Source organism: Streptomyces sp. NPDC050416, assembly GCF_044458845.1.
Taxonomy (GTDB): domain Bacteria; phylum Actinomycetota; class Actinomycetes; order Streptomycetales; family Streptomycetaceae; genus Streptomyces.
In genome coordinates, this window is record NZ_JBITII010000007.1 from 491,047 (window position 1) to 516,204 (window position 25,158).

General features: G+C 72.8%; 20 protein-coding genes. 16 read left to right on the forward strand and 4 right to left on the reverse strand.

Annotated features, from left to right (window positions below; translation table 11 throughout):
• Positions 1 to 3: 3 nt before the first annotated feature.
• The 16 genes from asnB to ACIBL4_RS24410 all read left to right on the forward strand — a co-directional run bounded on the left by asnB (position 4) and on the right by ACIBL4_RS24410 (position 20,551).
• Positions 4 to 1,920 carry an asparagine synthase (glutamine-hydrolyzing) gene (gene asnB, locus ACIBL4_RS24335; RefSeq protein ID WP_399413394.1) on the forward strand — a complete coding sequence of 639 codons (1,917 nt, stop codon included), beginning with the start codon at positions 4 to 6 and terminating at the stop codon, positions 1,918 to 1,920.
• A complete protein-coding gene (locus ACIBL4_RS24340; RefSeq protein WP_399413396.1) occupies positions 1,917 to 4,100 on the forward strand; it encodes a bi-domain-containing oxidoreductase in 2,184 nt (727 codons plus the stop codon). The genes asnB and ACIBL4_RS24340 overlap by 4 nt, the downstream gene beginning before the upstream one ends.
• Complete coding sequence (locus ACIBL4_RS24345; protein ID WP_399413398.1) at positions 4,097 to 6,049, forward strand: alginate lyase family protein; 1,953 nt, start codon at positions 4,097 to 4,099, stop codon at positions 6,047 to 6,049. Before ACIBL4_RS24340 ends, ACIBL4_RS24345 begins: the two co-directional genes overlap by 4 nt.
• A gap of 175 nt (positions 6,050 to 6,224) precedes the next feature.
• Entirely contained in the window at positions 6,225 to 7,757 is a 1,533-nt protein-coding gene (locus ACIBL4_RS24350; RefSeq protein ID WP_399413400.1) for a right-handed parallel beta-helix repeat-containing protein, read from the forward strand.
• A gap of 1 nt (position 7,758) precedes the next feature.
• Complete coding sequence (locus ACIBL4_RS24355) at positions 7,759 to 8,988, forward strand: O-antigen ligase domain-containing protein (protein ID WP_399413402.1); 1,230 nt, start codon at positions 7,759 to 7,761, stop codon at positions 8,986 to 8,988.
• A gap of 2 nt (positions 8,989 to 8,990) precedes the next feature.
• Positions 8,991 to 10,211: a glycosyltransferase gene (locus tag ACIBL4_RS24360; RefSeq protein ID WP_399413404.1), complete on the forward strand. Its 1,221-nt coding sequence runs from the start codon at positions 8,991 to 8,993 to the stop codon at positions 10,209 to 10,211.
• Positions 10,208 to 11,452, forward strand: a complete 1,245-nt coding sequence (locus ACIBL4_RS24365; protein WP_399413406.1) for a class I SAM-dependent methyltransferase — start codon at positions 10,208 to 10,210, stop codon at positions 11,450 to 11,452. The genes ACIBL4_RS24360 and ACIBL4_RS24365 overlap by 4 nt, the downstream gene beginning before the upstream one ends.
• Positions 11,449 to 12,243 (forward strand): glucose-1-phosphate cytidylyltransferase, encoded by a 795-nt coding sequence (locus ACIBL4_RS24370; RefSeq protein ID WP_399413408.1) that lies wholly within the window; start codon positions 11,449 to 11,451, stop codon positions 12,241 to 12,243. Before ACIBL4_RS24365 ends, ACIBL4_RS24370 begins: the two co-directional genes overlap by 4 nt.
• Positions 12,240 to 12,887, forward strand: a complete 648-nt coding sequence (locus tag ACIBL4_RS24375) for a PIG-L deacetylase family protein (RefSeq protein ID WP_399413410.1) — start codon at positions 12,240 to 12,242, stop codon at positions 12,885 to 12,887. The genes ACIBL4_RS24370 and ACIBL4_RS24375 overlap by 4 nt, the downstream gene beginning before the upstream one ends.
• Positions 12,888 to 12,890: 3 nt before the next feature.
• Complete coding sequence (locus ACIBL4_RS24380) at positions 12,891 to 13,916, forward strand: NAD-dependent epimerase/dehydratase family protein (protein ID WP_399413412.1); 1,026 nt, start codon at positions 12,891 to 12,893, stop codon at positions 13,914 to 13,916.
• A complete protein-coding gene (locus ACIBL4_RS24385; protein ID WP_399413414.1) occupies positions 13,904 to 15,187 on the forward strand; it encodes a DUF4910 domain-containing protein in 1,284 nt (427 codons plus the stop codon). The genes ACIBL4_RS24380 and ACIBL4_RS24385 overlap by 13 nt, the downstream gene beginning before the upstream one ends.
• On the forward strand, positions 15,184 to 16,479 hold the full coding sequence (locus tag ACIBL4_RS24390; RefSeq protein ID WP_399413416.1) for a hypothetical protein: 1,296 nt from the start codon (positions 15,184 to 15,186) through the stop codon (positions 16,477 to 16,479). Before ACIBL4_RS24385 ends, ACIBL4_RS24390 begins: the two co-directional genes overlap by 4 nt.
• Positions 16,476 to 17,423 carry a glycosyltransferase family 2 protein gene (locus tag ACIBL4_RS24395; protein ID WP_399413418.1) on the forward strand — a complete coding sequence of 316 codons (948 nt, stop codon included), beginning with the start codon at positions 16,476 to 16,478 and terminating at the stop codon, positions 17,421 to 17,423. Before ACIBL4_RS24390 ends, ACIBL4_RS24395 begins: the two co-directional genes overlap by 4 nt.
• Positions 17,420 to 18,652, forward strand: coding sequence for a polysaccharide pyruvyl transferase family protein (locus ACIBL4_RS24400; RefSeq protein ID WP_399413420.1), 1,233 nt, complete (start codon positions 17,420 to 17,422; stop codon positions 18,650 to 18,652). Before ACIBL4_RS24395 ends, ACIBL4_RS24400 begins: the two co-directional genes overlap by 4 nt.
• Positions 18,649 to 19,200: a dTDP-4-dehydrorhamnose 3,5-epimerase family protein gene (locus ACIBL4_RS24405; RefSeq protein ID WP_399413422.1), complete on the forward strand. Its 552-nt coding sequence runs from the start codon at positions 18,649 to 18,651 to the stop codon at positions 19,198 to 19,200. Before ACIBL4_RS24400 ends, ACIBL4_RS24405 begins: the two co-directional genes overlap by 4 nt.
• 7 nt (positions 19,201 to 19,207) lie before the next feature.
• On the forward strand, positions 19,208 to 20,551 hold the full coding sequence (locus ACIBL4_RS24410; protein ID WP_399413424.1) for a glutamate-1-semialdehyde 2,1-aminomutase: 1,344 nt from the start codon (positions 19,208 to 19,210) through the stop codon (positions 20,549 to 20,551).
• Positions 20,552 to 20,568: 17 nt separating this feature from the next.
• Here the strand turns inward: ACIBL4_RS24410 and ACIBL4_RS24415 are convergent, their stop codons facing one another.
• From ACIBL4_RS24415 to ACIBL4_RS24430, 4 genes are all read right to left on the reverse strand, one after another.
• Positions 20,569 to 21,246, reverse strand: coding sequence for a phosphatase PAP2 family protein (locus tag ACIBL4_RS24415; protein WP_399413427.1), 678 nt, complete (start codon positions 21,244 to 21,246; stop codon positions 20,569 to 20,571).
• 129 nt (positions 21,247 to 21,375) lie between these two features.
• A complete protein-coding gene (locus ACIBL4_RS24420; RefSeq protein WP_399413429.1) occupies positions 21,376 to 22,455 on the reverse strand; it encodes an ABC transporter ATP-binding protein in 1,080 nt (359 codons plus the stop codon).
• Positions 22,452 to 23,918, reverse strand: a complete 1,467-nt coding sequence (locus tag ACIBL4_RS24425; protein ID WP_399413431.1) for an ABC transporter permease — start codon at positions 23,916 to 23,918, stop codon at positions 22,452 to 22,454. The genes ACIBL4_RS24420 and ACIBL4_RS24425 overlap by 4 nt, the downstream gene beginning before the upstream one ends.
• Positions 23,919 to 24,092: 174 nt before the next feature.
• Positions 24,093 to 25,139 carry an iron ABC transporter substrate-binding protein gene (locus ACIBL4_RS24430; protein ID WP_399413433.1) on the reverse strand — a complete coding sequence of 349 codons (1,047 nt, stop codon included), beginning with the start codon at positions 25,137 to 25,139 and terminating at the stop codon, positions 24,093 to 24,095.
• Positions 25,140 to 25,158: the final 19 nt, after the last annotated feature.

Here is a 25,158-nt window from a genome sequence, read left to right on the forward strand (position 1 = left end):
CACATGTGTGGCATCGCAGGCACGTACCGATGGCCCGACGGGAAGGCCGTGACCGACCGGCTCACCCATGCCCTCGCCCACCGCGGTCCCGACGGGGCTGGCCGCTACGGCCACCCCGCCGGTGACGGCGACGTGCAGCTCGGGCACCGCCGGCTGGCCATCATCGACCTGTCCGAGACCGGCGCCCAGCCGATGGTCTCGGACGGCCTCGCCCTGACGTACAACGGCGAGCTGTACAACGCGCCCGAGCTGCGGGCCGAGCTGGCCGCCGCCGGGGTGCGCTTCCGCGGTAGCTCCGACACCGAGGTGCTGCTGGAGGCCTGGCGGCGCTGGGGCACCGACTGCCTGCCGCGGCTGCGGGGCATGTTCGCGTTCGGGATCTTCGACGAGCGCACCGGGGAACTGGTGCTGGCCCGGGACCAGTTGGGCATCAAGCCACTGTTCCTGCTCCGGCGCGGCGAGGGGCTGGTGTTCGCCTCGGAACTCAAGGCGCTCGCCGCCGTCACCGGCGGGACGCTCCAGGTGGACCATGCGGCGCTGGTGGCCTCGCTGCTGTACTACTGGGTGCCCGACTCGCGCTGCGCGTTCCGCGAGGCGGAGAAGCTGCCGCCGGGCAGCTGGCTGCGGTGCCGGCCCGACGGCCGGGTGGAGCGGGGCCGGTACTGGAACCTGAAGGACGTCGCCGCCGAGGGCCGGGAGCGGGCGCTGGCCGGCGAGCTGCCGGACATCGCGGCCGTCGTCGAGGAGTCCACCCGGCGTCACCTGCTCTCGGACGTCCCCGTGGCGACCTTCCTGTCCGGTGGTCTCGACTCCAGCTATCTGACCGCGCTGGCGGCCCGCGACCGGCCCGGGATCTCCGCCTACACGATCGGGTTCCGCGCCGAGGACGCCAGGTTCGAGGCGATGCCGGACGACCTGCGCTACGCCCGCCAGGTGGCCGAGCAATTCGGCGTGGACCTGCGGGAGATCGAGATCGCTCCGAACGTGCTCGACCTGCTGCCGCAGATGACGTACCACCTGGACGAGCCGATCGGTGACCCCGCCGCGATCAACACGTACCTGATCTGCTCGGCCGCCCGGGAGGCCGGGGTCAAGGTGATGCTCTCGGGGATGGGCGCCGACGAGCTGTTCGCCGGGTACCGCAAGCACCTGGCCAATCTGCTGGCGCTGCGCTACCAGCGTGTGCCGCGGCCCCTGCGGCGCGGGGTGTCCGCGGCGGTGGACCGGCTGCCGGTCGCCACGTCCCGCCGGGGGTACCGCTCGGTGCGCTTCGCGAAGCGGTTCCTGTCCTTCGCCGGTCTTCCGGAGGAGACCGCGTTCCGGCGCAGCTACACCATGTACGACCAGGCCGAGTTGCTCGCCCTGCTCGACCCTGACCTGGCCGGGACGGTCGACGACGTGCTGACCGAACATGCGGACACCTACGAGGACAACGACCTCGACGACTTCGTCAACCGCATGTGCCTGACCGACGCCCGGATGTTCCTGCCGGGCCTGAACCTCGCCTACACGGACCGCTCCAGCATGGCCGCGTCGACCGAGGTGCGGGTGCCGTACGTTGACATCGAGGTGGTCAGGGCGGCGTTCGCCGTGCCCGGTGACCGCAAGATCGTCGGACGGCAGGGCAAGGCCGTCCTCAAGGAGGCGGCCGTCTCGGTCCTGCCCCGGGAGATCGTGTACCGGCCCAAGGGGCTGTTCAGTGCCCCGCTGCGCGCCTGGATGAGCCGGGATCTGGCGCCGCTGGTGCGCGAGGTGGTGAACGACGGCCTGCTCGTCCGTTCCGGGTTCCTGCGCCGTGACGCGCTGGCGCGGATGGTCGCCGAGGACGCGGCCGGACAGCGGGACTTCTCCAAGCATCTGTGGCATGTGCTGACGCTCGAGTACTGGTACCGGGGCGCGACTTCTGGGGAGTTTGAGTGAAACAGGTTGTGCAGAACTACAAGAGCGGCGAACTGGCGCTGCTCGACGTGCCGGTGCCGGGGTGCAAGCCGGACGGCGTGCTGGTCCGCAGCGCCTACTCGCTGATCTCCACCGGGACCGAGCTCATGAAGGTGTCCGAGGCCGGCATGTCGATGCTGGGCAAGGCCCGCTCCCGGCCGGACCAGGTGGCCAAGGTCGTGCAGAGCGTGGCCACCAACGGGGTGCCCGCCACCTACCGCAAGGTGATGGGCAAGCTGGACTCCTACACGCCGCTGGGCTATTCGCTGTGCGGGGTGGTCGAGCAGGTCGGCGCCGGGATCGACGACGTGAAGGTCGGCGACCTCGTGGCCTGCGCCGGCAACGAGCACGCGTTGCACGCCGAACTGAACTGGGTGCCGAAGAACCTGTACGCCCCGGTGCCGGACGGCCTCGCGCCGCGGCACGCGGCCTTCGGCACCGTCGGGTCGATCGCGCTGCAGGGCGTCCGCCAGGGCGAGTCACAGCTCGGCGAAGTGGCTCTCGTCATCGGCCTCGGGCTGATCGGGCAGCTGGTGGTGCAGCTGCTGGCCGCCTCGGGAGTCCGCGTCATCGGGGCCGACCCCGACCCGGTGCGCTGCGAGCTCGCCGAACGCCTCGGCGCGGCGGCCTGCGGCGATCCCGCCTCCGCAGCCGTGGAGACGGCGGTCGCCGAACTGACCGGCGGCCACGGCGTGGACCAGGTGTATCTGGCCGCCGGCGGCGGCAGCAACCAGCCCGTCGAACTCGCCGCCCGGCTGAGCCGGGACCGCGGCCGGGTCGTCGACATCGGCAAGTGCCGCCTGGACCTGCCGTGGAACGCGTACTACGAGAAGGAGCTCGACGTCCGGTTCTCCCGCAGCTACGGCCCCGGGCGCTACGACCCGGAGTACGAGCTGGAGGGGCGCGACTACCCGATCGGCTACGTGCGCTGGACCGAGCGCCGCAACCTTGCCTGCTTCCTCGATCTCCTCGCCCGCGGCCGCGTCGACGTGGAGCCCCTGATCTCCCGCATCGCCGACTTCGACGACGCCGTCGAGACGTACCGGAGCCTGAAGGACGGCGAACTGAAGGCCGTCGCGGTGCTGTTCCGGTACCCCGACCGGGCACCGGAGGCGCCGGCCCCCGCGGTGGCCGTGCCCGCGGTGTCCACTGGAGGCAGGAAGCCGAGTCCGGCCCGGGCCCCCAAGACGCCGGTGCGCCTCGCGTTCGTCGGCGCGGGAAACTACGCGACGTCGATGCTGCTGCCGCACCTGGCGCAGCGCGACGGCGTCGAGCTGTCGACCGTCGTCACCACGACGGCGCTGTCCGGGGCCAACGCGCAGCGGAAGTTCGGCTTCGCCGGGGCGACCACCGACCTCGACGCCGTGCTCGGCGACACGTCCGTCGACGCGGTGTTCGTCGTCACCCGGCACAGCTCGCACGCCGAACTGACCCGGAAGGCGCTGCTGGCCGGCAAGGCGGTGTTCGTGGAGAAGCCCCTGGCCCTCACCGAGGAGGAGCTGGCCGGTGTGCTCGCGGCGGTGGAGGAGTCCGGCAACGACCGGCTGCAGGTGGGCTTCAACCGCCGGTTCGCGCCGCTGTTGCAGGAGGCCAGGAAGCGGTTCGGCCCTCTGACCGGTCCGGCGAGCCTGCGCTACCTGGTCAACGCGGGCCGGCTGGACCACGGCAGCTGGTACCTGCAGCAGGGCACCGAGGGCTCGCGGTTCGCCGGTGAGGGCGGGCACTTCATCGACACGGCGAGCTGGCTGCTCGATGCCGACCCCGTCTCCGTGTACGCGACCGGCACGCCCGGCAACGAGGACCTGCAGGTCGTGCTGCGCTACCCGGGCGGGTCCACCGCCACCATCAGCTACGTCACCACCGGCTCGCCCGGCTTCCCCAAGGAGACGCTGGACCTGGTCGCGGACGGCAAGGTGCTGCGGCTCGACGACTTCGTCCGGGCCTCGGTCTACGGGGGCCGCAAGAAGTGGGTCAGTTCACGCCTTCCCAAGGCCCGGGACAAGGGCCAGAACGCCGAACTGGCCGCTTTCGTCAAGGCCGTGCGGACCGGCGGGCCGATGCCGGTGCCGCTTCAGTCACTGGTCGCCACCACGGCGGCCACCCTCGCCGTGCGGGCCGGCCTGGCCGGCGGCGCGCCGGTGACGCTGGAGAGCGCGCGATGACCATGAGCGCGGGCTGGTACCTGCGGCGGCTGTCCCGGATGGGGCCGCGGGAGGTCGGCGGCCGGGTGGGCGACGCGGTGCGCAGGCGGCGGTGGCGGCCGGCGCGGCCGACGTGCCCGAGCGTGACCGGCGCCCGGTTCACCGCGGCCCTGCCCGCCGGGGCGATCGCCGCGATCCCCCCGGACGCCGCGAAACGGCTCGTCGCCGAGGCGGACCGGCTGATGGCCGGGCACGCCGAGTTCTTCGGGGTGGTCCGCGACGACCTGGTCCACCCGGACTGGTGGTACGACCCGAAGACCGGGCGCCGGCCTCCGTGGGGTTACGCCTTCGACGTGCCGTACCGGGACGAGGACACGGTCGGGGACATCAAGCAGATCTGGGAGCTGTCCCGGCACCAGTACCTCACCCGGCTCGCCGCCGCCTACGCGGTCACGGGCGACGAGCGGTACGCCGAGCGCGTGGCCGAGCACCTGCGGTCGTGGTGGGCGGCCAACGCGCCGCTGCGCGGCGTGCACTGGACCAGCGGCATCGAGCTGGGGATCCGGCTGCTGTCGTGGGTGTGGATCCGCCGGCTGCTCGACGGCTGGCCGGGCGCGGCCGGGCTGTTCGAGGACAACCCGGTGGCGCTGAACCAGATCTGGCACCATCAGCGCTGGCTGGCCGCCTTCCCCAGCCGGGGCTCGTCGGCGAACAACCACGTCATCGCCGAGGCCGCCGGTCAGTTCGCGGCGGCCTGCGCGTTCGGGTGGTTCCCCGCCTCGGCGCGCTGGCGGGCCGACGCGCTGCGGACGCTGGAGCGGCACCTGCGCGCCAACACCTTCGGCTCCGGACTCAACCGCGAGCTGGCCACCGAGTACCACGGACTGGTGCTGGAGCTCGGCCTGGCCGCGGTGGCCGAGGCGGATGCCCGGGGCGTGCCGGTCCCCGCGTCGGTCCGGCTGGTGCTGCTGCGGATGACGGACGCGCTCGCCGCCGTCGTGGACAGCCGGCTGCGGCCGCCGCGCCAGGGGGACGCGGACGACGGTCACGGTCTGGTCGTGGACGGCGCGGGCACCGACCGCTGGGCCTCGCTGCTGGCCACCGGGGACGCGGTGTTCGGCCGGCTCGCCTGGTGGCCGGAGGTGACCGGCACCGATGTGCGCACCCCGCTGCTGGCCGCGCTCGTCAAGCCCACCGAACTGTCCGTGACCCGCCCGGCGAGCCGGCCGGCCCACTTCGCGGACGCCGGCATGACCATCCTGCGCGGTCCGGGTGAGATCTGGTGCCGCTGCGACGGTGGTCCTCACGGGTTCCTGTCCATCGCCGCGCACGCCCACGCGGACGCGCTGTCCGTGGAGGTCCGGCACGACGGGGTCGACGTGCTCGCCGACCCGGGGACGTACTGCTACCACGGGCAGCCCGAGTGGCGGCAGTACTTCCGGTCGACCCTCGGCCACAACACCCTGCAGCTGGACGGCGGCGACCAGTCCGTCTCCGGCGGCCCGTTCCTGTGGACCCGGCATGCAAAGACCCGCGTCCTGGTCGCGGACACCTCCGGTGAGGGGGTGGCCCGCTGGTGCGCCGAGCACGACGGTTACCGGCCCTCCGTGCACCGCCGCCGGGTGGAACTGACGGCCGCGAGCCGGGAGTTGCGGGTGGTCGACGAGGTCCGCGGCCCACACGGCCCGCGCCGGGAGGTGCGCCTGGCGTTCCACCTCGGCCCGGCGATCACCGCGGACCTGGTGGGGAACCGGGCACAGCTCTCCTGGACCCGGGACGGCGAGGACCGCTCCGCGGTGCTCGACCTGCCCGGGCAGCTGACCTGGCGGGCGCATCGCGGCGAGACCGGCCCGCCGCTGGGCTGGTACTCCGCCGGCTTCGGACGCAAGGAACCCACCACCACGCTGGTCGGCACGGGTTTCGCCGACGGCGCGGAGGACTTCACCACCCTGCTCAGGTTCTGCGGCTAGGGGGCTTCTGATGGATCTCCGTGGAAGAAGGAGCGGCGTTCGGTGCGTGCTCTCGGCGTGCCGGGCGGAAGGCCTCGTAGCGGAGCTACTAGGCCTTTTGCCCGGTGCGGCGAGAGTGCGTGCCGGGCGTCGCGACGCCGCGGAGATCCGTCAGAAGCCCCCTAGGGGCGGGCGCGTGGGGATCAGGAGACGGCACAGGGTGTTGGCGGCGGGGCCGCTGGCGGTGGCTCTGCTGTCCGCGACCGGCTGTACGAGCGCGCCGAGCGCCGGGGCGGAGCCGACGGTTGCGCCGTCCGCGTCCGGGTCCGTCGCCGTGGCCCGGGTGTGCGCCAAGCCCGCGGCCGGGCCGGTGAGGGCGCCGGCGGGCGCGGTGACGGTCGACCCCGCGAAGGCCGGTGACCTGGCCGCGAAGACCAAGAGCAGTCCCCCGCACACCACGTTCTGGCTCCGGCCGGGCAAGCACCGGCTCGACCCGGACCGCTACGCCCAGGTCGTCCCCAAGGAGGGCAACCGCTACCTCGGTGCGCCGGGCGCGGTGCTCGACGGCGGGAAGAAGAACCAGTACGCGTTCGGCGGCACCGCCCGCGACGTGGCCATCCGCCACCTGACCGTGCAGCGTTTCGTCGCGCCTCATGACGAGGGCGTGGTCAACCACGACTCGGCCGACGGATGGGTGATCGAGCACGCGACGATCCAGCACAACTCCGGCGCCGGGCTGATGGCCGGTGCCCGCCAGCGGGTCCGTGCCAGCTGCCTGCGCGGCAACGGCCAGTACGGCATGAACGCGTACAAGGGCAAGGGCCGGCTCAGCGGCCTGGTGGTCGAGGGCAACGAGATCACGGGCAACAACACCGGCGACTGGGAACGGCGGCGGCCGGGCTGCGGCTGCACCGGGGGCGTCAAGTTCTGGGCCGTCGACGGTGCCGACGTACGCGGCAACTGGGTGCACGGCAACCGCGGCGCCGGGTTGTGGGCGGACACCAACAACAACGACTTCCGCATCGAGAGCAACGTGCTGGAGGCCAACGACGGCGCCGCGCTGATCTACGAGACCAGCTACAACGCGGTCATCCGGAAGAACACGATCCGGCGGAACAACTGGGTCGAGGGCCGCAAGGCGGCCGACCGCGGCGACAGCTTCCCGTTCGCGACCGTCTACCTGTCCGAGTCCGGCGGCGAACCACGGGTCCGGGCCCGCACGGACAGGATCGAGATCGCGCGGAACGTGCTGGAGGACAACTGGTCAGGAATCACGCTGTGGGAGAACGCCGACCGGTTCTGCAACAGCCCGGCCAACACCTCCTCCGGTGACTGCACGTTGCTGGTGCGGGACACCGACCGCTGTGCGCGGCCGGCGATCGCGACCGCGCCGCTCTACGCCGACTGCCGCTGGAAGACCCAGCGGGTGGACATCCACCACAACCGCTTCGTGCTGGACCCGTCCGTCGTCAAGTGCGCGGTGAAGTGCGGCCGTATGGCGGTCCTGGCCAACTACGGCACCTATCCGGACTGGTCGCCGTACCAGGGCGAGCGGGTGGCCGAGGCGATCACCCGCAAGCAGCACAACCGCTGGCACGACAACGTCTACGTCGGGCCCTGGACCTTCGTCGCCCACGACCCGAGCCGGGAGCTCGACTCCGGGCAGTGGCAGGGCATGCCGTACCGGCAGGACGCGGGCAGCACCTTCCGCGCACAGGACGGTGGTTGAGATGGCCGCGGACCACACGCCGAAGATCGTCGGGACAGTCTGGGGGCTGCTGGTCCTCAACACGCTCGGCTCCGCCGGGGCGAAGACCATCGTCCCGCTGCCCCGCTCCCTCATCCAGATGGTCACCATGGGCGCGCTGGTCGCCGCGTTCGCGCTGGCGCTCGCGCTCAATCTCCGGCTGCGCATCCGGCCCAGCGCCTTCCTGCTGCTGCTCACACTGCTGCTGGTGCCGAGCGTGATCTCCAGCGCGGACCTGGAGTCCGGGTTCGGTGCGCTGTTCCGCTGCGCCCGGCTGGCCCTCTTCGTAGGCACGCTGTGGCTGCTCAGCCGCTGGTGGGACGGCGGCCTGACCTTCGTCCGGCACCACATCCGGATGTACTTCGCGGTGCTCGGGTCGGTGGCCGCCGGCCTGGTGATCTCACCGGGCGCGGCCCTGCCCGATCTCTACGGCGGGCGGCTGGTCGGCGCGTTGTGGCCGCTCACCCCGCCGCAGATCGGACAGTACGCGGCGGTGATCATCGGGCTCACCGTGCTGCTCGTCCTGGGCCGCCGGACCGACCGGGGCAGCGCGGCCGTGGTCATCGTGCCGTCCCTCGTCCTGCTGGCGTTGACCCACACCCGGACGGCCACGCTCGGCCTGCTCATCGGGCTGGCGCTGGCGATCGGCTCGCTCGTCCTGACCAGCGCCGCCGCCCGCCGGTTCTTCGCCTGGTCGGTGCTGTGCGCCACGGTCGCCGCGGTGGCGTTCAGCTCCGCGCTGCGGGCGTGGTTCCTGCGCGGGCAGAGCCAGGAGAACTTCTCCAACCTCACCGGCCGGGCCAAGGTCTGGGACGCCCTGCTGGCAGCACCCCGGACGACCTCGGAGCACCTGTTCGGCGCGGGCCTGGGCGACAAGTCGTTCGGCGGGCTGCCGATCGACAACAGCTGGCTGGCCGTCTACCAGGAGCAGGGGATGACCGGCGTCGCGCTCGTGGCGGCGGTCGTCGTCGTGCTGGGCGGCGTGGCGTTGCTGCGGCCGCCGTCGCTGTCGAGGGCCTGCGCGATCTTCCTGATCAGCTACTGCGCGATCGCGTCGTACACCGAGGCCGGGCTCGGCGACGCCTCGCCGTATCTGCTGCACCTGGCCGTGGCCGCCTCACTGCTGGCGGCACCCGCGGCCCCTCCCCCGTCGGCGCCCGAAGTCCCTCGCCGACGCGTCCCGCTGCGATCCCGGAGAACGGAGGTGACCTGAGCATGCACGTCCTCGTGGTGCACAACCGCTACGCCTCGGCGCAGCCGAGCGGGGAGAACAAGGTCGTCGACCAGGAGGTGGCGCTGCTCCGCGGAGCCGGCCACCGGGTCGAGGTGTTCGAGCGGCGCAGCGACGACATCGCCGCCCGGTCCCTGCTGGGCAAGGCCGCGCTGCCGCTGCTGGTGCCGTGGAACCCGGCGGTCCGCGCGGAACTCGCCGCCCGGCTGCGCTCCGAGCGGCCGGACGTGGTGCACGTCCACAACGTCTTCCCGCTCCTGTCGCCCGCGGTGCTGGCCGCCTGCGCCGACGCCGGCGTGCCCGCCGTCGCCACGCTGCACAACTACACCCAGGTCTGCCCGCCCGGCACGCTCCAGCGGGAGGGCCGGCCGTGCACCGAGTGCGTCGGGGCGACGCCGCTGCCCGCCGTCCGGCACGGCTGCTACCGGAACTCGCGGCTGGCGACGGTGCCGCTCGCGGTCAGCCTGTCGGTCAACCGGCGGCGGTGGTGGTCCGGCGTGGAGCGGTTCCTCTGCATCTCCGCGGCGCAGCGCGACGTTCTGGTGCGGGCCGGTATGCCGGCCGAGCGGCTGGCGGTGAAGCACAACTTCGTGCCCGAGCCGGACACCCGTCGAGCGGACGCCGGTGAGCATCTGCTCTACCTCGGCCGGCTCGCGGAGGCCAAGGGCGTGCGGCTGCTCATGGCCGCGTGGGACGAGATCGCCGCGGGCGGGGGTGTGGGGGTGCCGCTGGTGATCGCCGGCACGGGGCCGCTGGAGCGGGAGGTGACCACCTGGGCGGCGGGCCGGGACGACGTGCGTTACGTCGGCCTGCTGGACCCGGCGGAGTGCCGGAAGGCCGTCGCGCGGTCGGTCGCCGTGGTGGCCCCCTCGACGTGGCTGGAGGCGTTCGGCCTGGTGGTCGTGGAGGCGATGGCGGCCGGGGTCCCGGTCGTCGCCGCCGGTCACGGCGCCTTCGTCGAACTCGTCGAGGACGGCGTGACCGGGCTGCTGCACCGGCCGGGCGAGCCCGCCTCGCTCGCGTCGTGCATGGGCCGGATCACGGCCGGGGCGGCCCGCAACCGGGAGATGGGCGAGGCGGCCCGGCGCCGCTACGAGCAGGACTTCAGCCCGTCCGTCGGGCTGGAGCGCCTGATCGAGGAGTACCGCACCGCGATCGCGGGTCGGAATCAATGGGGGACGGAATCAATGGGGGGCAGTAGATGACACGATGCCGACTCTGCGGCTCGGCGGCGCTGGCGAGCGTCGTCGACCTGGGCGCGACACCACCGTGCGAGAGCTTTCTCGCCGCGGACCAACTGGACCGGCCGGAGCCCGCGTACCCGCTGCACCTGCGGGTGTGCACCGACTGCTGGCTGGCGCAGATCCCGCCGCTGATCACGCCGGAGGAGACGTTCAAGGAGTACGCGTACTTCTCCTCGTACTCGACCTCGTGGGTGGAGCACGCGCGCACGTTCGTCGCCGACGCCGTACAGCGGGTGGGACTCGGCACCGACGGCTCCGACGCCTTCGTGGTCGAGGTCGCGAGCAACGACGGATATCTGCTGAAGCACGTGGTGGACCGGGGGATCCGCTGCCTCGGCATCGAGCCGTCGGTCAACGTCGGGGCCGCGGCGCGCGAGGCGGGCGTGCCCACGCTCACGGAGTTCCTGAGCCCGGACACCGGCTCCGCCGTCCGCGCCGAGCACGGCCCGGCGGACCTGGTCGTGGCCAACAACGTGTACGCGCACATCCCCGACGTGGTCGGCTTCACCCAGGGACTGCGCGCCATGGTCGCCGACGACGGCTGGGTCTCCATCGAGGTGCAGCACCTGCTGACCCTGATCGAGGAGAACCAGTACGACACGATCTACCACGAACACTTCCAGTACTACACCGTCGCGTCCGCGACCCGGGCCCTGGCGAGCGGCGGACTCGCGCTCGTGGACGTCGAGTTGCTGCCCACGCACGGCGGCTCCGTCCGGCTGTGGGCCCGGCCGGCCGAGGCGGCGGGCGAGCCTACGCAGCGGGTGGCCGACGTGCTGGCCCGGGAGAAGGCCGCCGGGTTGCAGGAGCTGTCCGGGTACACCGAGTTCTCCGCCCGGGTGGCCAAGGTGCGCCGCGACCTGCTCAAGTTCCTCATCGAGGCGGCCGAGCGCGGCGAGACGGTCGTCGGCTACGGCGCCCCGGGCAAGGGCAACACCCTGCTCAACCACTGCGGCATCAGGCCCGACCTGCTCCCGTACACGGTCGACCGCAACCCCTACAAGCACGGCAGGTTCACCCCGGGAACCCGCATCCCGGTCCTGCCGCCCGATCAGATCGCCGCCGACAGGCCGGACTACGTCCTCGTCCTGCCGTGGAACCTGCGGGCCGAACTGGTCGAGCAGCTGTCCTTCGTGCACGAGTGGGGCGGCCGGCTGGTGTTTCCCATACCGGAACTGAGCATTGTCGAGGTCAAGGCATGAAGGTCGTTCTGTTCTGCGGCGGTTACGGGATGCGGATGCGCAATGGCGCCTCCGACGACGTGCCCAAGCCGATGGCGATGGTCGGCCCCAGGCCGCTGATCTGGCATGTCATGCGCTACTACGCGCACTTCGGGCACACCGAGTTCATCCTGTGCCTCGGGTACGGGGCGCACCACATCAAGGACTTCTTCCTCAACTACGAGGAGACGACGTCCAACGACTTCGTACTGCGCGGCGGGCGGACCGAGCTGCTGTCCACCGACATCTCGGACTGGACGATCACCTTCGCGCAGACCGGCATCGAGTCGCCGATCGGGGAGCGGCTGCGCCGGGTGCGGCACCACCTGGACGGCGACGAGATGTTCCTCGCCAACTACGCCGACGTGCTCACCGACGCCCCGCTGCCGGAGATGATCGACCGGTTCGCCCGGCGCGACGCGGGTGCGTCGATGATGGTGGTGCCGCCGCAGTCGTCGTTCCACTGCGTGGAGCTGGGCGAGGACGGCCTGGTGGGGGGCATCACCGCGGTGAGCGAACTGCCGCTGTGGGAGAACGGCGGCTACTTCGTGCTCCGCCAGGAGGTCTTCGACCACATACCGGAGGGCGGGGACCTGGTCGCCGACGGCTGCGCCCAACTGGCCAAGCGCGGCCGGCTGGTGGCGCACCAGCACCGCGGCTTCTGGAAGCCGACCGACACCGTGAAGGAACGGGCCGCGCTCGACGAGGCCTACGCCCGGGGCGACCGCCCGTGGGCCGTGTGGGAAAAGGACAGCGCGGCGGTGAGCGCGTGATCCGGCTCGGGGCCGGACCCCTGGACCGGATCGTCGCGGTGGGCGCGCACTGCGACGACATCGCCATCGGCGCCGGCGGCACGCTGCTGACGCTGTGCCGGGCGCGGCCGGGTGTCCGCGTCGACGCGCTGGTGCTCTCCGGCGGCGGCAGCGAACGCGAGCAGGAGGAACAGGCCGCGCTCGCCGCCTTCTGCCCGGGCGCCGACCTGCGGCTGACCGTGCACAAGCTGCCGGACGGCCGGCTTCCGGCGCACTGGGAGGAGGCCAAGGCAGCGGTCGAGGAACTGCGCGCGCAGACGGAGCCGGACCTCGTGCTGGCCCCCCGCACCGACGACGCGCACCAGGACCACCGCGGCCTGGCGCGGCTGATCCCGACCGCGTTCCGCGACCACCTCGTGCTCGGCTACGAGATCGTCAAGTGGGACGGCGATCTCGGCCGTCCGGCGGCCTACCAGCCGCTGTCGCCGGAGATCGCCGAACAGAAGGTGCGGCTGCTGCAGGAGCACTACCCCTCGCAGCGCCACCGGCCCTGGTACGACCGGGAGGCCTTCCTGGGCCTCGCCCGGATCCGCGGCATCGAATGCCACGAGCGCTACGCCGAGGCGTTCGCCGTCACCAAACTCGTTCTCGATCTGGGGGATTGAACCTTGCGCGTACTGCTCACCGGACACCAGGGCTACCTGGGCACCGTGATGGCCCCGGTCCTCACGGCCGCCGGACACGAAGTCGTCGGCCTCGACGCCGGCCTGTTCGCCGACTGCGTCCTCGGCCCGACGCCCGCCGACCCGCGGGGGCACCGGGTCGACCTGCGGGACGTCACAGCGGAACACGTGGCCGGCGTCGACGCCGTGATCCACCTGGCCGCCCTCTCCAACGACCCGCTGGGATCGCTGGCGCCGGAGCTCACCTACGACATCAACCACCACGCGTCCGTGCGGCTGGCCCGGCTGGCCCGTGACGCCGGAGTGCGGCGCTTCCTGTACGCGTCGACCTGCTCGGTCTACGGCGCCGCCGGCGGCGAGGACCTGGTGGGCGAGGACGCCCCGCTGCGCCCGGTGACGCCGTACGCGGAGTCCAAGGTGCGGGTGGAGGACGACCTGCACGCGCTGGCCGACGGCGACTTCACCCCCGTGTTCATGCGCAACGCCACCGCCTTCGGCTACTCGCCCCGGCTGCGCGCCGACATCGTGCTCAACAACCTGGTGGGCCACGCGCTCCTGTCCGGCGAGGTGCTGGTGCTCTCCGACGGCACCCCGTGGCGCCCGCTGGTGCACGCCGCCGACATCGCCCGGGCCTTCACGGCCGCGCTGACGGCGCCGCGGGAAGCCGTGCACGACCGGGCGTTCAACATCGGCAGCGAGGCCAACAACGTCACGGTCGCCGAGATCGCCGGGCAGGTCGCCGAGGCGGTACCCGGCTCGAAGGTGGTGATCACCGGGGAGACCGGGGCCGATCCGCGGTCGTACCGGGTGGACTTCTCCCGGTTCCGCGCGGCGATACCCGGCTTCGACTGCGAGTGGACGGTGAAGCGGGGCGCGCTCGAACTCGCCGACACCTACCGGACACACGGGCTGACCCGCGAGGACTTCGACCGGCGCTTCACCCGCCTCGCCGTGCTGCGCGCCGCATCCGACGCCGGCGCCGTCGACGACACCCTGCGGTGGCGCCCGTGACCGAGAACGGCGAGGAGATGTACGCGCTGGTGGAGCGGCTGTACCCGCTGTGCCGGAGCATCACCGGCGACGGTGTGCGCGCCACCCTGGACATCGTCGGGGAGCACATCCCGCTGCAAGTCCACGAGGTGCCGACCGGGACCCAGGTGCTCGACTGGACCGTGCCGCAGGAGTGGAACATCCGCGACGCGTACATCGCCGACACCGCCGGCCACCGGGTCGTGGACTTCGCCGCGTCCAGCCTCCACGTCCTCGGCTACAGCGTGCCGGTGTCGGCGACCCTGCCGCTGGCCGAGCTGCGGGAACACCTGCACACCCTGCCGGAGCACCCGAGCTGGGTGCCGTACCGCACCAGCTACTACAAGCCGGAGTGGGGGTTCTGCCTGGCCCAGGAGACCCTGGACGCGATGCCCGACGGCGCGTACGAGGTGCGCATCGACTCCACCCTCGCCGACGGCCACCTCACCTACGCCGAGCACGTGGTCCCGGGGCAGGTCCCCGACGAGGTGATCGTCTCCTGCCACGTCTGCCACCCGTCGCTGGCCAACGACAACCTGGCCGGCATCGCGGTGGCGACGTTCCTGGCCCGGGAGCTGGCGGAGCGGACCCCGTACTACACCTACCGGTTCCTCTTCGCGCCCGGCACCATCGGGGCGATCACCTGGCTCGCCCGCAACGCGGAGCGGGTGGAACGGGTCAAGCACGGGCTGGTGCTGGCCTGCGCCGGCGACCCGGGCCGGCTGACGTACAAGCGGAGCAGGCGCGGCGACGCCGAGATCGACCGTGTGCTGCGGCACGTGCTGGCCGCCTCCGAACGCCCGCACCACATCACCGAGTTCACTCCGTACGGCTACGACGAGCGGCAGTTCTGCTCACCCGGATTCGATCTGGGCGTGGGCTCGCTCACCCGGACCCCGTACGCCGGCTACCCCGAGTACCACACCTCGGCGGACAACCTGGACTTCGTCTCCCCGGAGGCGATGGCGGACACCCTCGCCGTCTGCCGTGAGGCGTTCGCCGTCCTCGACCGCAACCGGAGGTACCTCAACCTCAGCCCCTACGGCGAACCGCAGCTGGGCCGCCGTGGGCTGTACGACGCGCTCGGCGGCCGCAGCGACACCAAGCAGGCCCAGATGGCCATGCTCTGGGTGCTCAACCTCTCCGACGGCGAGCACAGTCTGCTGGACGTCGCCGAGCGGTCCGGGCTGCCGTTCGACACCGTCGCCGCCGCGGCCGACGCCCTGCGCGGCGCCGGACTGATCAAGGCATGACGCCGATGACCACCGGCGGGGAGACGACGACACCGGCCGGGTCCGCCCGGCGGGCCCTCGTCGGCCGGCTGTCCTGGGGACTGGCCGACCAGGCGGCCTCCAGCGTGACCAACTTCGCGGTGGGCGTCTACGTGGCACGCTCGCTCGGGCTGGCCGCGTTCGGCGTGTTCAGCCTGGCCTGGGTGACCTACGGCGTGGTGCTCAGCGTCTCCCGCGGGCTGGCCACCGACCCGCTCGTGGTGCGCTTCAGCGGCGTGCCGGACGCCTCCTGGCGCGGGGCGGTGGCCCGGTCGTCGGGTACCGCCCTCGGTGTCGGTGCCGCCATCGGCGCGGCGTGTGTGGTGGCCGGGCCGGCTCTCGGCGGCAGCGTGGGGTCCGCGTTCACCTGCCTCGGCGTCATGCTGCCGGGGCTCCTGCTGCAGGACGCCTGGCGGTACGCGTTCTTCGCCGCCGGCACCGGGCGGAAGGCGTTCGTCAACGACGTCGTGTGGGGCGTCGCGCTCGTCCCGGCCATGGTGGTGGCCGCCCGCGTCGGCAGCGTGGCCGCTTTCGTGCTCGCCTGGGGCGCCTCCGCCGCGGTGGCCGCGGTGTACGGCTGCTTCCAGGCCGGCATCCGGCCGCGGCCGGCCGGAGCGCGCGCGTGGCTTCGCGAGCAGCGCGATCTCAGCTACCGGTACCTGGTCGAGAACGTCGGCGTCAGCGGCGCGAGTCAGCTGCGGGCGTACGGGCTCGGCGCGATCGTCGGCGTCGGCGCGGTGGGTGCGGTCCGGGGCGCGGAGCTGCTGCTCGGCCCGTTCCTCGCCGTGCTGATGGGGCTTTCGCTGGTCACCGTCGCGGAGGCGGCACGGGTGCTGCGGCGGGCCCCGCACCGGCTGGCCAGGTTCTGCCTCCTGCTCGGCGGCGGGCAGGCCGCCGCCGCACTGCTGTGGGGCACGGCACTGCTGCTGATGCCGGACCGGCTCGGCGAGCTCGTGCTCGGCGACGTCTGGAGCTCTGCCGCGGAGCTCATCGTGCCGGCCACGCTCGGCGTCGCGGGCGCCGGCCTCGGCACCGGCGCGGCGGCCGGGCTGCGCGCGCTCGGCGCGGCCCGGCGCAGCCTGCGCAGCCAGCTGTTCGCCTCCGCCTGTTACGTCATCGGCGGGCTCGGCGGGGCGGCCCTGGCCGGCACGGTCGGCTCGGCCTGGGGCGTCGCCGCCGCGACCGTCTGCAGCTCGGCCGTGTGGTGGCTGCACCTGCGCTCCGCCCTGCGCGAGCGCCACCAAGACCTTTCCCGTGAAGTGAGGACGCCATGACCGCCCGACCCCGGCTGAGCATCGGCCTGCCCGTCTACAACGGCGAGGAGTACCTCGCCGAGGCGCTCGACGCCCTGCTCGGCCAGACCTACGAGGACTTCGAACTGGTCATCTCCGACAACGCCTCGACCGACGGCACTGAGGACACCTGCCGCACGTACGCCGCGCAGGACTCCCGTATCCGGTACATCCGCCTCTCGCGGAACATCGGCGCCGCGCCGAACCACAACTACGTGTTCACCGAGTGCCGCGGCGAGCTGTTCAAGTGGGCCTCGCACGACGACCTGTACGCCCGGGACCTGCTGCGGCGCTGTGTGGAGGCCCTGGACGAGCGGCCGGACGTGATCCTGGCGCACTCCGGCCAGGCGGTCATCGACGGCGACGGCCAGGTGAAGGTCCCCTACGAGTACGGGCTCGCCACCGACTCGCCGCACGCGCCGGAGCGCTTCCGCAGCCTGCTGTTCGAGCCCGGCGGCGACGACTTCTACGGGGTGATGCGGGCCGACGTGCTGCGCCGCGTGAAACCGCACGACAGCTACCACCACGCGGACCGCACGTTCGTCGCCGAGATCACCCTGCACGGGCCCTTCCACCAGGTGCCGGAACTGCTGTACTTCCGCCGCGACCACCCCACCCGCGCCGAGCGGGCGAACCCGTCCAAGCGCTCCCGGTGCGTCAACCTGGACCCGCGCCGGGCCGGCCCGCTGCACCCGACGCCCCGGCTGCTCGCCGAGTACGTCCTGGGCTTCGCCTCGGCGATCCGGCGGGCGCCGTTGTCCCCGGCGGACCGGCGCGCCTGCTACCGCCACCTGGCCGCGTGGCTGACCAGCCGGGTCCGGCCGGGAGCCGGGGAGCGGGTCGAGGACCGCGCCCCGGTCGACCCGGGCCGGCTCACGGTCTCCGTCGACGCCCTCGTCGCCGGCCGTGAGGGGAGGCAGGCGTGACCCCCGCCCGCATCGGGGTGTTCGGCCTGCTGGGCTCCGGCAACCTCGGCAACGACGGGTCGCTCGAAGCCGTGCTCGGACACCTCCGCGCCGAGCACCCGGAGGCGGTCGTGGACGCCCTCTGCGGCGGCCCCGAGGTCGTCACGGCCCGGTACGGCATCCCCGCGACGCGGCTGCACTGGTACCGCGGGGAGTACCGGACCGCCTCGCGTGCCGGCGCGATCGCGGCGAAGGGCCTGGGCAAACTCGTCGACGCCTTCCGCACCGCCGCCTGGGTACGCCGGCACGACGCGGTGATCGTGCCGGGCATGGGCGTCCTGGAGGCCACGCTGCCGCTGCGGCCGTGGGGCTTTCCGTACTCGCTGTTCCTGCTCTGCGCGTCCGGCCGGCTGCTGCGCACCCGGGTCGCCCTGGTCGGCGTCGGCGCCGCCCCGATCGGCGACCGGCCGACCCGGGCCCTGGTGCGCTGGTCGGCGCGGCTGGCCGCGTACCGCTCGTACCGGGACGACCAGTCCCGCGACGCGATGCGGACGATGGGCGTGGACACCGCGCGCGACGAGGTCTACCCGGACCTCGCGTTCGCCCTGCCGACGCCGCGGACGAACGCGCCCTCCGACCCCCCGGACTCACCGGGCCGGGTCTGCGTCGGCGTCATGGCGTTCCACGGCGGCAACGACGATCGCGCCCGGGCCGAGGAGATCCACCGGCGCTACCTCGACGGGGTGACGCGCTTCGTCCGCGCACTGGTGGAGGACGGCAGGCCGGTCCGGCTGCTCACCGGTGACGTGTGCGACGCGCCGGTGGTCGCGGCGATCCTCGACGCGGTGGACTCGCCGCTGGTCACCGCTGCCGAGGCGGCCTCGCTGGCCGACCTGATGGCGGAGACGGCGGCTGCCGACGCCGTGGTGGCGACCCGGTACCACAACCTGGTCTGCGCCCTGAAGGCCGGCACACCGACGCTCGCCCTCAGCTACGCGGCGAAGAGCGACGCGCTCATGGCCCGGATGGGGCTGGACACGTTCTGCCACCCGGCGCGCGAGGTCGACGCCGACCGGCTGCTCGACCAGTTCCGGGCGCTGGAGAAGCGATCGGCCGAGCTGCGACGAACCCTCACCGAGCGGAGCCAGGTCGCCACCCGGCAACTCGCCGACCAGTTCACCGCCCTGACCACGGCCCTGTTCCCGGCGGCCGACCACACCCACACCCCCATGTATCGGGAGGCTCGATGAAGGCGACCGAAGTCCCGCAGATCGCCGGCGCGTACCTGTTCGAGCCGACGCCGTACGCCGACGAGCGCGGCTTCTTCTGCCGCACCTTCGACGCCGACGTGGTCCGCTCCGTCGGCCTCGACCCGGGCGCCTTCGTCCAGGACAGCCTGTCCCGCTCGGTCCGGGGCGTGCTGCGCGGCCTGCACCTGCGCTCCGGCGCCGGCGAGGCCAAGCTGGTGCGGTGCTCGTACGGCAAGGTCTTCGACGTCGTCGTGGACCTGCGGACGGACTCGCCGACCTACCTGGGCCGGGCCTTCTTCGAACTGTCCGGCGACACCCAGACGACCCTCTACATCCCGGCGGGGTGCGCGCACGGCTTCCAGGCGCTGACCGAAACCGCCGACACCTCGTACCGGATCGACCGCCCGCACGATCCGGCCGAGGACGTGACGATCGCCCACGACGACCCGGAGCTCGCCATCCCCTGGCCGCTGCCGGTCACATCGATGTCCCAGCGGGACCGGCAGGCGCCGAGCCTCGCCGAGGTCCTGAAGCAACTGGAAAGCTGAGGTCCACGTGGACACCGAACACACCGCGGAGACCGAGGAGTTCGCCCTGCCCCGGTCGCGCAGGGCGAACGAGCGGCTGCACGCCATGATCCCCGGGGGCGCCCACACCTACGCCAAGGGCGACGACCAGTACCCCGAGCACCTGGCCCCGGTCATCAGCCACGGCCACGGTGCCCACGTGTGGGACATCGACGGCAACCGCTACATCGAGTACGGCTCCGGCCTGCGCTCGGTCAGCCTCGGCCACGCCCACCCCCGCGTGATCGAGGCGGTGCGGCGGGAACTCGACCGCGGCTCCAACTTCGTCCGCCCGTCCATCGTCGAGGCCGAGGCCGCGGAACGCTTCCTGGCCACGGTGCCGACCGCCGAGATGGTGAAGTTCGCGAAGAACGGCTCCGACGCCACCACCGCTGCCGTACGCCTCGCCCGCGCCGCCACCGGGCGCCCCCGAGTGGCCCTCTGCGCCGACCATCCGTTCTTCTCCGTCGACGACTGGTTCATCGGCACCACGCCGATGTCCGCCGGCATCCCGGCGTCGACCACCGACCTCACCGTGTCGTTCCCCTACGGAGACCTGGCCGCCACGGAGGAACTGCTCACCCGCCACCAGGACGAGATCGCCTGCCTGATCCTCGAACCCGCCACCCACTCCGAGCCGCCGCCCGGGTACCTCGCCGGCCTGCGCGAGCTGGCCGACCGGCACGGCTGCGTGCTGATCTTCGACGAGATGATCACCGGCTTCCGCTGGTCCGAGGCGGGCGCCCAGGGCCTGTACGGCGTCGTCCCCGACCTGTCCACGTTCGGCAAGGCGCTGGGCAACGGCTTCGCCGTCTCCGCGCTGGCCGGGCGCCGCGACCTGATGGAACTCGGCGGCCTGCGGCACTCCGGCGAGCGGGTGTTCCTGCTGTCCACCACGCACGGCGCGGAAACGCACTCCCTGGCAGCCGCGATGGCCGTGCAGGCCACTTACTCCGAGGAGGCCATCACCGCGCGGCTGCACACCCTCGGCGAGCGGCTGGCCGCCGGGGTCCGCGCCGCCGCGGCCGGCATGGGCGTCGGCGACCACATAGTGGTCCGGGGCCGGGCCAGCAACCTGGTCTTCGCCACCCTCGACGAGAACGGGCAGCCGTCGCAGCGGTACCGCACCCTGTTCCTGCACCGGCTCCTCGCGGGCGGGGTGCTCGCCCCGTCGTTCGTGGTGAGCAGCGCGCTCAGCGACGCCGACATTGACCACACCGTCGACGTTGTGGCGCAGGCGTGTGCGGTGTACCGCAAGGCCCTGGACGCCGCCGACCCCACTCCGTGGCTGGGCGGACGCCCGGTGAAGCCGGTATTCCGCCGCCTGGCATGACGTGACGTGACGTGACGTCAGCGAGGCCACAGCCGACGGGTGTCGGCCACCTGATCGACCAGCCATGCGGTCGCCGGTACCACCGCCAGCGCGGTGCACCAGCCGCCCAGGACGTCGGTCGGGTAGTGCGCGCCCAGGGCGACCTGCGCCCAGCCCATGGCGGCCCCGGCGACCAGCGCCGCGGCGAGCACGAGCAGCGTGCCGGCCGTCCTGCCGAGACGAAACCGACCGGCCGCCAACAGCGCCACCACGACGGCGAACGCGGTGAGGAAGGCGGTGTGCCCGCTCGGGTAGGACAGGTTGCCGTCGCCGTGGATGGTGCGCCCCACCAGAGGCTTGAGCGACGTGGCCGCCCCCACGCTCATACCGGCGCCGCCCACGACGAGCACCGCCGCGCGAGGCCACCGCACCAGCAGGCACCCCGCCACGACGGCCAGGACCACAGCCGCCGCTCCCACGGGCTCCCCCAGGAAGTCCGTGCCCAGAGCGACGTACCGCCAGGGCGGCCCCACACTGTCCGCCGTCGGCCGGACGACCCACCTGTCCACCCTGCCGGGCTCGCTGTGCCCGGCGACCAGGACCCCGAGCACGACGACGACCGGCGCGGCGAGGGCCGCGACGATCCCGAGCGACGCGCGCAGCGCCGGGGGCAGCACCGCGGGCTTGCGCGGCGGTGGTTCGTGTCGCAGTCCCATGTCTCCCGCCGCCACCGCGCTGCCGCGCCCCCGCGCCAGTCCCTGCTTGCCACTCTAACCAGCAATGCGGTCGCGTAGCTTCGCGGTCCCGAGCCCGGGACGAGCGTGTGGCCCGAGCACAGACCGGTTTCAGCCCCGCGGGTGCGAGGGCTCCGGTGAACCGTCGTTACGGTGAAGGCCGCCTTCGCCCACGACGCGGATACCCGTCTTCTCCCCCGGGCGAACGGTCAGGGGGCCCGCGACCCGGATGCCGACGGGGGTGTCGTGGCCTTCGACGGTCACGGTGACCATGGCGTCGTGGCCGTAGTACGAGACGTCGGTCACCGTGCCCCTGACCGTGCCCTCGGAGTCCACGTCGGTCAGGAGGAGCTGTTCCGGCCGGAGCAGGACCGTGCCGGCGCGCAGGCCGGCAGGAGGGTCGGCGAGTGGCACGGCGCCCAGGGCCGTCACGGCCATGCCGTCGTCGTCGACGGCGCCGCGGAGCAGGACGGCGTCGCCGACGAAGTCGGCGATCCAGGGGTCCGCGGGACGGCCGTAGAGATTCTGCGGGGTGTCGCACTGGGCGACCCGGCCGTCCCGTACGACGGCGACGAGGTCCGCGGTGGACAGGGCCTCCTGCTGGTCGTGGGTGACGAGGACCGCCGTGGCGCCGGTCGCCCGCAACGCGGCCCGTACGTCCGACCGCACTCCCGTCCGCAGCGCACTGTCCAGGGCGTTGAACGGCTCGTCCAGGAGCACGAGTTGGGGGCGAGGGGCGAGCGCGCGGGCGAGGGCGACGCGTTGTTGCTGGCCGCCGGAGAGTTCGTGCGGCATGCGGTCGCCGTGTCCGGCGAGGCCGACCAGGTCCAGCATCTCCTCGGTGCGGCGTCGTCGTTCGGCCCGGTCGGTGCCGGTCAGCCCGAAGGCGACGTTGCGGGCGACGTTCAGGTGCGGGAAGAGGGCGCCCTCCTGGGGCACGATGCCGATGCGGCGGCGCTCCGGCGGCAGGTGGACGCCCGGGCCGACGAGGGTGCGGTCGCCGAGGCGGACGGTGCCCGCGTCGGCGTCCAGGAATCCGGCGACGATCCGCAGCAGGGTGGTCTTGCCGCAGCCGGAGGGGCCCAGGACGGCGGCCAACGCGCCTGCGCGGACGGTGAGTGCGAGCCCGCGCAGGACCGGCTCCCCGGCTCCGTAGGACTTGGTGAGCCCTTCGACGTGCAGTTCGTTCATGTCCGGTGCCTGCCTAGGAGGTACGAGGGGACGGCGGCCAGCAGGATCAGCGCGGCAGCATAGGGGGCGGCGGCCGCGAAGGATCCCGCGCCGGTCTCCGTCCACAGCCGGGTGGCGAGGGTGTCCATGCCGGTGGGGCGCAGCAGGAGGGTCGCGGGGAGTTCCTTCATGCAGACCACGAAGGTGAGCGCGGCGCCGGCGGCCACGCCGGGTGCGGCCAGTGGCACGGTGACCTCGCGCAGCACCTGCCACGGCCGTCGTCCCAGTGAGCGGGCCACGTCCTCCAGGACGGGCGGCGCCTGGAGAACGGCCGCCCGGGTGGCGGCCACCGCGACCGGCAGGAACAGGACCGCGTACGCGCCGACCAGCAGCGGGAGTTGCTGGTAGAGCGGGTAGGCGTAGCGCACGGCGAAGAAGACCAGCGCGAGGGCGACCGTGATGCCGGGCAGCGCGTGGCCGGCGTAGGCCGCCTGTTCCAGCAGCCCTGCGCCGCGCCCCCGGTGCCGGGCGGCGATCACCCCGACCGGCAGGGCGAGGAACGTGGTGAGACCCGCCCCCGCCGCCGCGACCCCGAACGTGGCCCACGCGGTCTGAGCGAGCCCGCCCAGGTCCCAGGTGGCCGAGCTGCCGACGGCCAGCCAGTACCCGAGGGTGCCCAGCGGGAAGGCGACGGCGACGGCCGTCACCGTGCCGCACCACAGCAGGGCGAAGGGCCGCCACCGGCCGAGGGCGACCGGAACGGCCGGGCGGGCGGTGCCCGTTCCGGTCCTGGCGTGGCCGGCCCGGCCCCGCGTGCGGGCTTCGGCAGCGACCAGCGCGATCGTCATCGCCACGAGGACGACGCTGAGCGCGGCGGCCGGAGTGCGGTCGAACGAGGCGCGGTAGGAGGTGTGGATGGCGCGGGTGAAGGTGTCGTACCGCATCAGGGAGACCGCGCCGAAGTCGGAGAGCACGTACAGCGCGACGAGGAGGGCTCCGCCCGCCGCGGCCGGTCGCAGCTGCGGCAGGGTGACGCGGAGGAACGTGCCGAGCGGGCCGTGGCCGAGGGAGCGCGCGGCCTCCTCCTGCGCCGGGTCGATGCCTCGCAGGGCCGCGGCTGCCGGCAGATACACGTACGGGAAGCTGACCAGCGTGAGCGCGAGGGCGGCGCCGCCGAAACCGGCCAGGTCCGGTTCGGCCGACAGCCAGGCGAAGGCGGCGACATAGCTGGGCACGGCGAGCGGCAGCGTGGCCAGCACCGACCATGCGCGGCCGCCGGGCAGTCGCGTGCGGACGGTGAGCCAGGCCAGTGAGACACCCAGGACCAGACAGGCGGTCACCACCACGGCGGTCAGGCCGAGGCTGCGTCCGAGGAGGTCCACGGTGCGTTGGTCGGCGACGACGTCCCAGGCGAACGCGGGGCCGCGTTCCAGGGCGCGGACGGCGAGGTAGCCGAGTGGCAGCAGGGCGAACAAGGCGGCCACGCAGGCTGGGACGAGCAGGATCAGGGGCGGTCTGCGACCGGCCGTGACGAATCGTCCCGCCAGGCGCCTCGATCGTCCGCGACCCCTGTCCGGCCCGTGTTCGGGCTCGCGCCCGACCGGGGCGGCGAGGGCTCCGGTCGGGCGTGCGGAGGACGGCGATGTCTGCACGGCAGGCTAGACCAGTCCGGCTTCCTGGAGCATGGCCAGCGTCTCCTGCAGGGACTCCAGCTTGCCGAGGTCGATGTCGGGGGACTCCAGGGAATCGAACGGCGGCAGGCCCTCGACCTTGCTGGTGACCCCCGCGGCCAACGGGTACTCCTTGGTCTCGTCGGCGAAGTAGGTCTGCGCCTCCTTCGACAGCAGGTAGTCCACCGCCTTCTGGGCGGTCGCGCTCTGCCCGCTGTCCTTGAGGATGCCGGCGCCGGCGACGTTGATCAGCGCGCCGGGGTCCTTGCCGGGCAGGAACTTGAGCTCGGCGTCGACCTCGTCCTCGCCCTTCTCGGCGACCCGCTCGTACCAGTAGTAGTGGTTGACCAGGCCGAGCTCGACCTCGCCGGCCTCGACCGCGTCCAGGGTCGCCAGGTTGTGGGCGTACGTCCTGGCACCGTTCGCCTTCAGGTCCTCGAGCCACTTGCGGGTGATGTCGTCGCCCTTCAAGACCCGCATGCCGGTGACGAACGCCTGGAAGGAGGCATTGGTGGGCGCGAAGCCGACCTTGCCCTTCCACTCCGGCTTGACGACGTCGAAGACACTGTCCGGAACCTTGCCCTCGGTCACCTTGTCCGGGTTGTACGCGATGACGCGGACGCGCCCTGAGAGGCCGACCCAGTCGCCGCCGGCGCCGCGGTAGGCGTCGTCCACCGCGTCGAGAGTGGTCTGCGGGAGCTTCTGCAGCATGCCTTCCTTGGACAGGGCGCCCAGCGCGCCGGCGTCCTGGGAGAAGAACAGCCCGGCCTTGGTGCGGTCGCCCTCCTCCAGGATCTGGGCGGCGAGTTCCGCGCTGTCGCCGTAACGCACCTCGACCTCGGTACCGACAGCCTCCTCCAACTTGTCCAGAAGTGGCTTGACCAGCTTCTCGTTGCGGCCGGAGTAGATGACGAGGGAGGAGTCCCCGCTCTGGCTTTCGGTGTCCTTGTCCTCGGAACCGCATGCGGCGAGGGCGGGAAGCAGTAGACCGGCCGTGACCAGCGCGGTGATCTGACGAGCCGTGGGGCGTCGCATGGTGTGTGCCTTCCTGCGG